Source organism: Brevirhabdus pacifica, from assembly GCF_002797755.1.
In the GTDB taxonomy this organism is placed as follows: Bacteria; Pseudomonadota; Alphaproteobacteria; order Rhodobacterales; family Rhodobacteraceae; genus Brevirhabdus; species Brevirhabdus pacifica.
Genome location: NZ_PGFI01000011.1, coordinates 1,970,913 through 1,981,690, shown reverse-complemented (window position 1 = coordinate 1,981,690; position 10,778 = coordinate 1,970,913). Strand labels below are relative to the sequence as shown.

At 67.1% G+C, this 10,778-nt stretch carries 11 protein-coding genes; 4 read left to right on the top strand and 7 right to left on the bottom strand.

The genetic code is table 11. The features are described from left to right. On the top strand, positions 1 to 606 hold a 606-nt coding region (locus CLV77_RS09550), incomplete at its 5' end, for a hypothetical protein (protein ID WP_211285978.1). A 193-nt stretch (positions 607 to 799) separates the two neighbouring features. On the opposite strand, the gene acnA is transcribed toward CLV77_RS09550, so the two are convergent. Then, entirely contained in the window at positions 800 to 3,574 is a 2,775-nt protein-coding gene (gene acnA, locus CLV77_RS09545; RefSeq protein WP_076980759.1) for an aconitate hydratase AcnA, read from the bottom strand. A 452-nt stretch (positions 3,575 to 4,026) separates the two neighbouring features. Here acnA and CLV77_RS09540 point away from each other — a divergent pair, with 452 nt between their 5' ends. After that, complete coding sequence (locus tag CLV77_RS09540; RefSeq protein ID WP_244901593.1) at positions 4,027 to 4,842, top strand: DUF1223 domain-containing protein; 816 nt, start codon at positions 4,027 to 4,029, stop codon at positions 4,840 to 4,842. Here the strand turns inward: CLV77_RS09540 and CLV77_RS09535 are convergent. The 6 genes from CLV77_RS09535 to purB form a co-directional block, all read right to left on the bottom strand. Continuing rightward, a complete protein-coding gene (locus CLV77_RS09535; protein ID WP_076980761.1) occupies positions 4,806 to 5,723 on the bottom strand; it encodes a lysophospholipid acyltransferase family protein in 918 nt (305 codons plus the stop codon). The genes CLV77_RS09540 and CLV77_RS09535 overlap by 37 nt on opposite strands. Before the next feature lie 139 nt (positions 5,724 to 5,862). Beyond that, positions 5,863 to 6,531 carry a nitrile hydratase subunit alpha gene (nthA, locus tag CLV77_RS09530; protein ID WP_076980762.1) on the bottom strand — a complete coding sequence of 223 codons (669 nt, stop codon included), beginning with the start codon at positions 6,529 to 6,531 and terminating at the stop codon, positions 5,863 to 5,865. Continuing rightward, on the bottom strand, positions 6,531 to 6,794 hold the full coding sequence (locus CLV77_RS16860; RefSeq protein ID WP_250637774.1) for an SH3-like domain-containing protein: 264 nt from the start codon (positions 6,792 to 6,794) through the stop codon (positions 6,531 to 6,533). Before CLV77_RS16860 ends, nthA begins: the two co-directional genes overlap by 1 nt. After that, a complete protein-coding gene (locus CLV77_RS16855) occupies positions 6,787 to 7,104 on the bottom strand; it encodes an SH3-like domain-containing protein (protein ID WP_076981211.1) in 318 nt (105 codons plus the stop codon). The genes CLV77_RS16860 and CLV77_RS16855 overlap by 8 nt, the downstream gene beginning before the upstream one ends. A 320-nt stretch (positions 7,105 to 7,424) precedes the next feature. Continuing rightward, a complete protein-coding gene (locus CLV77_RS16355) occupies positions 7,425 to 7,580 on the bottom strand; it encodes a hypothetical protein (RefSeq protein ID WP_157802038.1) in 156 nt (51 codons plus the stop codon). A 199-nt stretch (positions 7,581 to 7,779) separates the two neighbouring features. Next, a complete protein-coding gene (purB, locus tag CLV77_RS09515; RefSeq protein WP_076980764.1) occupies positions 7,780 to 9,084 on the bottom strand; it encodes an adenylosuccinate lyase in 1,305 nt (434 codons plus the stop codon). Positions 9,085 to 9,364: 280 nt separating this feature from the next. Between purB and CLV77_RS09510 the strand changes: the two genes are divergently transcribed. Together CLV77_RS09510 and CLV77_RS09505 are read left to right on the top strand one after the other, a co-directional pair. Continuing rightward, positions 9,365 to 9,883 carry a DUF6314 family protein gene (locus tag CLV77_RS09510; RefSeq protein WP_100053031.1) on the top strand — a complete coding sequence of 173 codons (519 nt, stop codon included), beginning with the start codon at positions 9,365 to 9,367 and terminating at the stop codon, positions 9,881 to 9,883. Positions 9,884 to 10,028: 145 nt separating this feature from the next. Then, positions 10,029 to 10,631 (top strand): biotin transporter BioY, encoded by a 603-nt coding sequence (locus CLV77_RS09505; RefSeq protein ID WP_076980765.1) that lies wholly within the window; start codon positions 10,029 to 10,031, stop codon positions 10,629 to 10,631. Positions 10,632 to 10,778: the final 147 nt, after the last annotated feature.

Genomic DNA, 10,778 nt, shown 5'->3' with positions numbered 1-10,778 from the left:
ACCTGGACCTACTACATCTACGATGCCTATGACGCCGGCTCGTCGGGCAGTTCGGGCGAGACCTGGTCCTACTACTATTACGACGGCGAGACCGGCTCGGCCGCTTACACATACTCCTACGACAGCGGCTATGCCTCGGGCTCCTACGGCCTGGGCTCGGAGTTCGACTATGTCGACTTCGGCAGCGGCACCTACGACTACTTCGGCTATGGCTACTACGAGGCCGATGTCAGCGGCACCGCCGGTATCTACTACTACTACGCCCAGGAAAGCGTGTCCGGCGACTACTACTACGCCTATGTCTACGACAACGGCTCGCAGGGTCTCTACGTGGGGCTGAGCCACACGGAAGCGTCCGAGACGGGCGGCAGCTGGTACTTCTACGTCTATGACATGACAACCACGGGCTACGACGCCTCGCTGGCCGGTAATGTCTATGCCTACTACTACTACGACGGTGAAACCGGGCAGACGGACGTTCCCTACCACTACGGGCTTGGACATGCGTCCGGCACGGACGGGGCGGGGTCGGAGTTCGACTACGTCGACTTCGGAGACGGTGTCTACGACTACTTCGGCGAGGGCTATTACGAGGCCGACGCCTGATCGGAATACGCCGGCCCGGGGAGCACCCGGGCCGGTCCCCAGACAAGGGAAGGGCCCCGGCATCGTCGTGGCCCTTTCGCGTTCAGGTCCGACAGGGCCACGAAAAAGGCCCCTGCGTTCTGCGCAGGGGCCTTCGCTATCACGGCCTGTCGTGGCGGGCGGGGAGGGGCACCTTCAGCGGCGCCCCCGCAGGTCAGGCCCGCGCCAGGTCGCGCAGCACATAGTGCAGCACGCCGCCATTCTCGACGTATTCCTTCTCGACCACGGTATCGATCCGGCATTTCAGCTGGATCTCGCGGGTGGTGCCGTCGGGGCTGGTGATGGTGCAGGGCACCATCGCGCCAGGCTTCAGGTCGCCCTCGAGCCCGGTGATCGAGAAGGTCTCGTCGCCGGTCAGGCCAAGGCTCTTGCGGTTGTCGCCGCCCGTGAACTCGAAGGGGATGACCCCCATGCCGACCAAGTTCGACCGGTGGATCCGCTCGTAGCTTTCGGCGATCACCGCCTTGACGCCCAGCAGGGCCGTGCCCTTGGCCGCCCAGTCGCGCGAGGAACCCGCGCCATACTGCTCACCGGCCACGATCACCAGCGGCGTGCCCTGTTCCTGATAGGCCTGTGCCGCGTCGAAGATGGCCTTCTGGCTGCCGTCGGGACCCTTGGTGTAGCCGCCTTCGACCCCGTCCAGCATCTCGTTGCGGATGCGGATGTTGGCGAAGGTGCCGCGCATCATCACCTCGTGGTTGCCGCGACGCGACCCATAGGAGTTGAACTCGCGCACGGGGACCTGGCGCTGGGTCAGGTACTGGCCGGCAGGGGTGGTTTCCTTGAACGAGCCTGCGGGGCTGATGTGGTCGGTGGTCACCATGTCACCCAGGATCGCCAGAACGCGGGCGTCTTTCACGTCCGAGATCGTGCCGGCCTCGGCGGGCATGTCGCGGAAGTAGGGCGGGTTCTGGATGTAGGTCGAGCTGGCCGGCCAGTCGTAGGTCTGGCTGTCGGTGGTCTTGACCGCCTGCCACTTCTCGTCGCCCTTGAAGACATCGGCGTATTTCGACTGGAACGCCTCGCGGGTGACGGTCTTTTCCACCAGCTCCGAGATTTCGGCGGCCGAGGGCCAGATGTCCTTGAGGTAGACGTCGTTGCCGTCCTTGTCCTTGCCCAGCGACGCGGTGGCGATGTCGACGTTCATGTCGCCCACCAGCGCATAGGCCACCACCAGCGGCGGCGAGGCCAGGTAGTTGGCGCGCACGTCGGGGCTGATCCGGCCCTCGAAGTTGCGGTTGCCCGACAGCACCGAGGTGGCGATCAGGTCATAGTCGTTGATCGCCTTCGAGATCTCGGGCTCCAGCGGGCCCGAGTTGCCGATGCAGGTGGTGCAGCCGTAGCCCACGAGGTTGAAGCCGATGGCGTCCAGATCCTCTTGCAGGTTGGCGGCCTCGAGATAGGCCGAGACGACCTGGCTGCCGGGGGCGAGCGAGGTCTTGACCCAGGGCTTGCGGGTCAGGCCAAGCGCACGCGCCTTGCGGGCCACGAGGCCCGCGCCGATCATCACATAGGGGTTCGAGGTGTTGGTGCAGGAGGTGATCGAGGCGATCACGATCGAGCCGTCGTGCAGCTGGTAGTGGCCGTCGTCGGTCTGCACATAGCCGCGCTGGTGGTGGCCCTCGTCGCCGGGGATGTCCTGCGGCTCGGGCTGGCCGCCTTCGCCTTCCCAGCGGATCTCGGCGCTGGCGGACGCATCCTGCCCGTTGCGCACACCCTTGACGTAATCGCCGAAGGCGGTGGCGGCGGAGGTCAGCGCGATATGGTCCTGGGGCCGCTTGGGGCCCGAGATGGCGGGAACCACGGTGCCCATGTCCAGCTCGAGCGTGTCGGTATAGACGGGCGCGTAGCCGGGGTTGCGCCACATGCCGTTTTCCTTGGCATAGGCTTCGACCAAGGCGATCGTCTCTTCGTCGCGGCCGGTCTGGGTCAGGTAGCGCAGGGTCTCGTCATCGATCGGGAAGAAGCCGCAGGTGGCGCCGTATTCGGGGGCCATGTTGCCGATGGTGGCACGGTCTGCCAGGGGCACCGTGTCCAACCCATCGCCGTAGAACTCGACGAACTTGCCGACGACGCCCTTCTCACGCAGCATCTGCACGACGCGCAGCACCAGGTCGGTGGCGGTGGTGCCCTCGACCATCTTGCCGGTCAGCTTGAAGCCGATGACCTCGGGGATCAGCATCGAGATGGGCTGACCAAGCATGGCGGCCTCGGCCTCGATCCCGCCCACGCCCCAGCCCAGGACGGCGGCGCCGTTGACCATGGTGGTATGGCTGTCGGTGCCGACCAGCGTGTCGGGATAGGCGACCATCTCGCCGTTCTGGTCGGTGTCCGACCAGACGGTGCGCGACAGGTATTCCAGGTTCACCTGGTGACAGATGCCGGTGCCAGGGGGGACGACGCGGAAGTTGTTGAACGCCTTCTGGCCCCACTTGAGGAAGGTATAGCGTTCCAGGTTGCGCTCATACTCGCGGTCGACGTTCATCTGGAAGGCGCGGGGGTTGCCGAACTCGTCGATCATGACCGAGTGGTCGATGACCAGATCGACGGGGTTCAGCGGGTTGATCTTCTGCGCGTCACCGCCCAGGGCGACAATGCCGTCGCGCATCGCGGCCAGGTCGACCACGGCCGGAACGCCGGTGAAATCCTGCATCAGGACGCGGGCCGGGCGATAGGCGATCTCGCGCGGGTTGCGGCCGCCGTTGGCGCCCCATTCGGAGAAGGCGCGGATGTCGTCCTGGCTGACGGTGATCCCGTCCTCGAAGCGCAGCAGGTTCTCCAGCACCACCTTGAGCACGGCCGGGAGGTTGCCGAAACTGCCCAGGCCGGCGGCCTCGGCGGCGGCGATCGAGTAATAGGCAAAGCTGGAGCCGCCGACGTTCAGGGTCTTGCGGGTGTTGGAGCTGTCTTGTCCGACGGTAATCGTCATTTTGCGGGCCTCCCTCGGCTGGCGAATGATATTCCTTGGGGCGGCTATGCCCCAACACAGGGGCGCGATCAAGAGGCGGGCCGGCAAATTGTATACTGTAGTGTGCAGAAATTCGCGCAAATCCCCACTTCCGCCCATGGGACGGGGGGCGCTGCGCGCAAAAAACGCGCAACCGGTCTGTTTTTCTGGCCAGAATGGGCACTGACGGGCGTCCGAGTCGCGCAGGCAGGCCCCGGCGCGGCGCGTTTTTGCCGCACTGTGGCGCCGGGACGCGGGGGGTGGAAACGCTGCGCGGGGCAGGGTCTGGACGGGACCCGGAGCGGGCCATTCGGCGGCGCCGATCTGAAGGGGCGGGGGGCGGACAGGGCGCGGCGCAAACATCACGGCCGGCTGAAACCACCCTCTCAAAACCTTGATTGGCAAGGATCACTGTGCTTGCGTATCTAACTGGCATGCACAGCGACAGGGAAGTGAGTTACCGCATGAAGCCGCAGCCGTCTGGACTCGCGTCCCTTTGCAAGCTTCCGGGCCGGACAGGTGGCAAACGCCGGTTCGCCCGTCGCCCCATGGGGCTGTTGCGCGCTCTGGCCGCCGCGGCGGCGCTGGCCCTGCCGCTTGCCCCCGTCGCCTGGGCCGGATCGCCCGTGCTGGTCGAGCTTTTCACCTCGCAGGGCTGCTCGGCATGCCCGCCCGCCGACGAGATGCTGACCGAGCTGGCCAAGCGCGACGATGTTGTCGCGCTGGCGCTGCACGTGGATTACTGGGACTACATCGGCTGGAAGGATGGCTTTGCCATCCCCGGTCACACCGCGCGGCAGAAGGGCTATGCCAAGGCCGCCGGGACGCGAATGATTTATACCCCGCACATGGTCGTCGACGGCAAGGACCACGTCACCGGCACCAAGCCGGCCCCCGTCAATGCCCTGATCGAAGCCCATAAGGCCGAGGCCGAAGCGGTCGACCTGTCCGTCGAGAAGACCGCCAACGGCCTGCGCATCCGCGCGAGCGCAGGCGCCCCCCTGGGACGCGAGGCGGTCGTGCAGGTCCTGCGCTACATCCCCAGCCGCAAGGTCGAGATCCAGCGCGGCGAGAACGCCGGCAAGACGATCACCTATGCCAACATCGTCTCGGGCTGGGACTACAGGGAAAACTGGGACGGCGCCGCGCCGCTGGATGTGAACGTGCCGCTTGCCGGCAAGGGCCCGGCGGTCGTGATCATCCAGGAGGCCGGTTACGGCCCCGTGCTGGCGGTCTCGCGCATCCACTGACGATAGGGTTTCCACCGGCGGTGGATCCAGAACCACTGGTCCATATGCTTGCGGGTGATGGCCTCGAGGCTGTCGTTCAGCGCCTGGGTCATGGTCACCGCGTCGGTGTGGGGGATCGCCTCTTCGACGACGATCTCGAACGAGACGCCGTCGGGCTGTCGCACGCCGTAGGTGGGCACAAGCGGCGCGTCGTATTTCAGCGCCAGCTCGGCCGCCGAGAGGGCTGTCGGGGCAAGCTGGCCGAAGAAGGTCACGTCGGCGCCGCTGGCGACGTATTGATCTACCAAGAACCCCGCCATGCCGCCATCACGGACGAAGCGCAGCAGATTGCCATAGCCCCGCCGCCCGCGCGGGAAGATCGGCTTGCCGATGCGGCCCATGGCGGCGACGTAATGCTCGTTGAAAAAGGCATTGTTCATGGGGCGATAGAGGGCACCGACCCGGAATCCTCTGGCGATCAGCGCGGCGCGAGAGGCGTCGTAATTGCCGAAATGCCCGGTGACGATGATCGCCGGCCGCCCCTCGTCGCGGGCCTTTTCCAGCACCTTCTGCCCCGGGCCGGTCATCGGCATGCGCGCGATGCGCTCGACGAACTCGTCGCCCGAGTAGATCTCGATCATGGTGCGGCCGGCGTTGTCGGCGACGTCGCGGCACAGGCGGGCCACCTCGTCCTCGGGCATGTCGGGGCAGACCAGGGCCAGGTTGTCGCGCACCCTCCGGTTATAGCCCGCCAGCGGCGCCACCACCCGCGAGACCAGCCGCCCGAACAGGCGCACCCGGGTCTCGTAGGGCAGGCGGCCGGCAGCCCAGAGCGCGCCGCGCAGAAGCCGGTCCACGACCCATTCCCGTCTGGAACGTCCCTCGTTGGCTCTGCGCTTCATGCAATCATCCCTGGTGACATCGGTGGCGGCGCGGGGCCTGGCGCGTGCCCGTGCGGTCAATGCCGCCCGACATAAGCCCAGCGGCGGGCGATCTCAAGCGCGCCGGCGGCAGCGCCCGCACCCGCGGGGCGCGGCGTCCTCATGGTTGGCGGGGCAGGCCGGTGCCGATCATGCTGTCGCGGGTGACCAGCGCGGCCAGCTCCGTTTCTGACCAGCCTTCCGTGCCACGCGGGCGGGCAGGGATCACCACATAGCGCATGTCGGCGGTGGAATCGTGGACCCGTACGGTCGTGTCACCGGGCAGGTCCACCCCGAATTCGCGCAGCACCGCGCGCGGCTCGCGCACCGCGCGGGAGCGATAGGCGCGGGTCTTGTACCAGTCGGGCGGCAGCCCCAGAAGGTTGCGCGGGTAGCACGAGCAGAGGGTGCAGACGACAAGGTTGTGCACCGCCTCCGAGTTCTCGACCGCGATCAGGTGCATCGGCCCGATGTCGAGGTCCATCTCGCGGCAGGCGGCCGAGCCGTCGGCCAGCAGTCTTTCGCGAAAGGCCGGATCGTGCCAGGCCCGCGCCACCAGCCGCGCCCCGTCTGCGGGTGAGCGCGCGTCCATCCGGTCGATCTGCCGGGTGATCTCGGCCGCGTCGGTGTGGCCCTTCTCGATCAGCAGCTCGCGGATCGCGATTTCCATCACCTGCCAGTAGGTCAGCGGCGTGTCATTGTCGGCGCGGTAGGGGTGGCCCGAGGGGGACATCCCCTCGTGGCTGTGAACGGCGCCCTCGTCGTGGGAATGGGGGTGATCGTGGGGCATCAGGCGGGCTCCAGCCAGTGTTCGAAGATCTCTGCGTCAAGGGTGTCGTTGGGGGCCTCGGCATCGGGGCCCCAGATCTCGGCCATGGTGAAACGGACCCGCACGAGGCGCCTTTGATCGAAGGGCAGGCTGTAGGCCCGGCGCTCGGGGTCGGCAAAGCGGCCCAGCTCGCGTTCGATCACGCCGATCCGGCCGCGCAGATAGGCGGGGGTGCGGACATGGCCCGGGGGCATCATGGCACGGACGCGGACACGCTCAGCCACCGGCGGCCTCGCCATAGCTGGCGCCGCGCCGGGCGACGGCCTCCATCCGGGTGCCCAACTCCTCGGTGGTGTAGACGCCACCTTCCAGCAGGTTCTGGTTCACCGAGGCGATCCAGCGCTCATAATAGCCCATGGTCTCGAAGGACTCCGGCCCCATGTCCTCAAGCACCCGGCGCAGACCGTCGACGGTCATCAATCCCTTCTCACCGCACAGCACCATCAGCGCGTCGATGCGCTTTTCCCACAGGGCATAGTCATGGCCTTCGCGCGGGATCGGGCCGCCGCCGTCGCCACTGATGTCGCCGCCCATGTCGTGCCAGCGCCGCCCTGCGGCAAGGCTTTCGGGGATGGGATCGGTCTTCTGCTCAGGCTCTGTCACGGGATCCTCCTGCATTCGCCAGCGTCTGCGGTGGCGGGCGTCGGACACAGATTACCCGCCCCGCGCGCTATGTCGAGGGGGGTATCCCCTTGGGGGGACCCGATTTTCAGGAAGGGACGGGTAGGGGGCACAAGCCGGGCGGGCGCGGCCCCGAGGCCGGGCAAATCCCCATCGGGATTTCCCGCCGGAAAATCCCCGCCGGCCGCCTCTCCCTTTCCCCGAGGCTGGCCGGGCGGGGGAATGTTCCGAACCTAGGACGTCGTCTGGTTCACGCAGCTGCCCGACCCGGCATCCCAGACCTGGCCGTCGGCGCAGCGGTTGGCGGTGTCGTGGTCGCAGCTGCCCTCGGCGAAAGCGGCCATCGGGCTCAGAACGAAAATCAATACGGGAAGCAGTCTCTTGATCATAAAATCCTCCTTCGTGCGAAAGATTTCCCATCATAGCACGCAGAGGCCCCGCCCACGAAGCACGAAGAAGCGAGGGGCCGATCCGTCGGCCAAGCCTTGCCGCAGGGCGCGGCGGCCTAATGTAGGGGGGAGGGGGGCGGCCCCGGGTTGTAGGAGGCGCGAAGGGGGGCCACGCCGGCGGGCGCGGCCCCGGGCCGGATCAGTCGCCGAAGACGCGCTTGAAGATCGTGTCGACGTGCTTGGTGTGGTAGCCAAGGTCGAACTTCTCCTCGATCTCCTCGGCGGAGAGGGCGGCCAGCACCTCCTTGTCGCCCAGCAGCTCGGTCTTGAAATCCTTGCCTTCTTCCCAGACCTTCATGGCGTTGCGCTGCACTAGCTTGTAGGAATCCTCACGGCTGACGCCGGCCTGGGTCAGGGCCAGAAGCACCCGCTGGCTCATCACCAGACCGCGGAACTTGTTCATGTTGGCCAGCATGTTGTCGGGGTAGATCACCAGCTTGTCGATCACCTGGGTCAGCCGGTTCAGGGCGAAGTCCAGCGTGATCGTGGTGTCGGGGCCGATGTTGCGCTCGACCGAGCTGTGGGAGATGTCCCGCTCATGCCAGAGGGCGACGTTCTCCATCGCGGGCACCACGGCCATGCGGACCAGACGGGCAAGGCCGGTCAGGTTCTCGGTCAGCACCGGGTTGCGCTTGTGCGGCATGGCCGAGCTGCCCTTCTGGCCCTTGGAAAAGAACTCCTCGGCCTCCAGCACCTCGGTGCGCTGCATGTGGCGGATCTCGGTCGCGACGTTCTCGATGGACGAGCCGATGACGCCCAGCGTGGCGAAGAAGGCCGCGTGACGGTCGCGGGGGATGACCTGGGTGCTGATCGGCTCGGGCTCAAGGCCCAGCTTCTCGCAGACATGGGCCTCGACCGCGGGGTCGATGTTGGCGAAGGTGCCGACAGCACCCGAGATGGCGCCGGTGGCGATCTCGGCGCGGGCGGCACGCAGCCGGGTGCGATTGCGGTCCATCTCGGCGTAGAAACGGGCGAAGGTCAGGCCCATCGTCGTCGGCTCGGCATGGATGCCGTGGCTGCGGCCGATGCGGACGGTGTCCTTGTGCTCCAGCGCGCGGCGCTTGAGCGCGTCAAGCAGCTTGTCCATGTCCGCCAGCAACAGGTCGGTCGCGCGGACAAGTTGCACGTTGAACGTGGTGTCCAGCACGTCCGAGCTGGTCATGCCCTGATGCACGAACCGCGCCTCGTCGTTGCCGATGATCTCGGCCAGATGGGTCAGGAAGGCGATGACGTCATGCTTGGTGACAGCTTCGATCTCGTCGATGCGGGCCACGTCGAATTCCACGTCGCGGGCCTTCCAGACGGCGGCGGCGTTGTCGCGTGGGATCACCCCCAGATCGGCCTGGGCGTCGCAGGCGTGGGCCTCGATCTCGTACCAGATGCGGAACTTGGTCTCGGGGGACCAGATGGCGACCATTTCGGGACGGGAATAACGGGGGATCATGGGCAGCACACCTTTTCTGCATGGGATGATGGCGGACGTGGGCGCAGGCGTCTTAGACGGTTGCCCCCGCATGGGCAAGCCGCAGCACGCCGCAGGGGTGCAGGTCCACGGCCGAACGGCGGCCCGAGAGGGCTTGTTAAGCACCCGGGCGTAGAAGGGGGGCGTAGAAGGCGGGCGTGCGGCGGCTGGCCACGGGGCAGGATCGCAACTGGTCTTTGCCACGGCCGCCCACATGACCTAGATTTGTCCCGGAAAGGGCAGGCGACTGACGAGGCTGAAAATGGACGGGCGCAGAAACGGGCATAAATCGGAACGCGCGGCGGCGCGGGGCGCGGATGCCCGCGATCCCGATGACGCGCATGACGCGGCCCCCGGTGGCCAGGTCCTGACGCCCGATGCATTCATTGGCCGCTGGCGGCTCGACCGGCGCATCCACGACCGGCTGACGGGACAGGAATCCCGCCTTGAGGGCGAGGCGGTGATGCGGCCCCAAGGCGCCGACATCGCCTATGATGAGGAGGGGCGCCTGGAATTTCCCGGCCAGCCGCCGATGATCGCCACCCGCAGCTACCTCTGGCAGCCCGACGGCGATGGCGTCTGGGTCTTTTTCGAGGATGGCCGTCCGTTCCACCGCTTCTCGCTGGCGCTGACCATGCCCGAGGCCAGCCACCACTGCCCGCCGGACATGTATTACGTCAGCTACAATTTCACCCGCTGGCCGTCCTGGGGCGCGACCTGGACGGTGCGCGGCCCGCGCAAGGATTACCGGATCGAGTCGAGCTATACCCGCCTTGGTTGAAGGGGGTGCCGAGGGGCGTCGCAGCAGCTGTGAAAAAGGGCGTTCCGAACCGCCCAAGGGCACCGCGCCCGCGCCGGAATAATCTTGCGCGCCACGGGTTTCTGCGGCAAAAAGCCCGGACTTGCACATTCACGAGGAGAACGCGATGGCATCCGCAGCGCTGAACGACCGGGTCCTGGCCGAGGCTTTCGGTCCCCGCAACGGCACCGCCCTGCTGGCCAAGCAGGCCGCCCTGGTGATCCTGGGCGTCGCCGCCCTGGCCATCGCCGCCAAGATCAAGGTCCCGATGTGGCCGGTTCCCATCACCATGGGCACTTTCGCCGTGCTGACGATCGGCGCCGCCTACGGTCCGCGCCTGGGCCTGGTGACCATCCTTGGCTACATGCTTGTCGGCGCCGCGGGCTTCGACGTCTTCGCCAGCTCGACCGCCGAGAAGGCCGGCCTGACCTACATGATGGGCGGCACCGGCGGCTATCTGGTGGGCTATGTCCTTGCAACCCTGGCGCTGGGCTTCGCCGCCCGTCGCGGCCTGGACCGCTCCGTCGGCGGCATGGCCCTGGCCCTGCTGGTCGGCAACGCGCTGATCTACGTGCCCGGCCTGCTGTGGCTGGGTCAGCTTTACGGCTGGGACAAGCCGATCCTGGAATGGGGCCTGACGCCCTTCCTGATCGGCGACGCGATCAAGCTTGCCCTGGCGGCCCTGCTGGTGCCTGCGGCCTGGAAGATGATCGGCAAGGCCCGCGCCTGAGCGGCCACGCCGCCCCGGGGGTCCCGCGATCCCCGGACCAAGATCGAAAAGGGGGTGCGCCGATGCGTGCCCCCTTTTTTTGACGGGGCGCGCATTTGCGCCCGCAACCAGTGCCCGGACCACCGACGGCGGTGGCGGCATCTTACC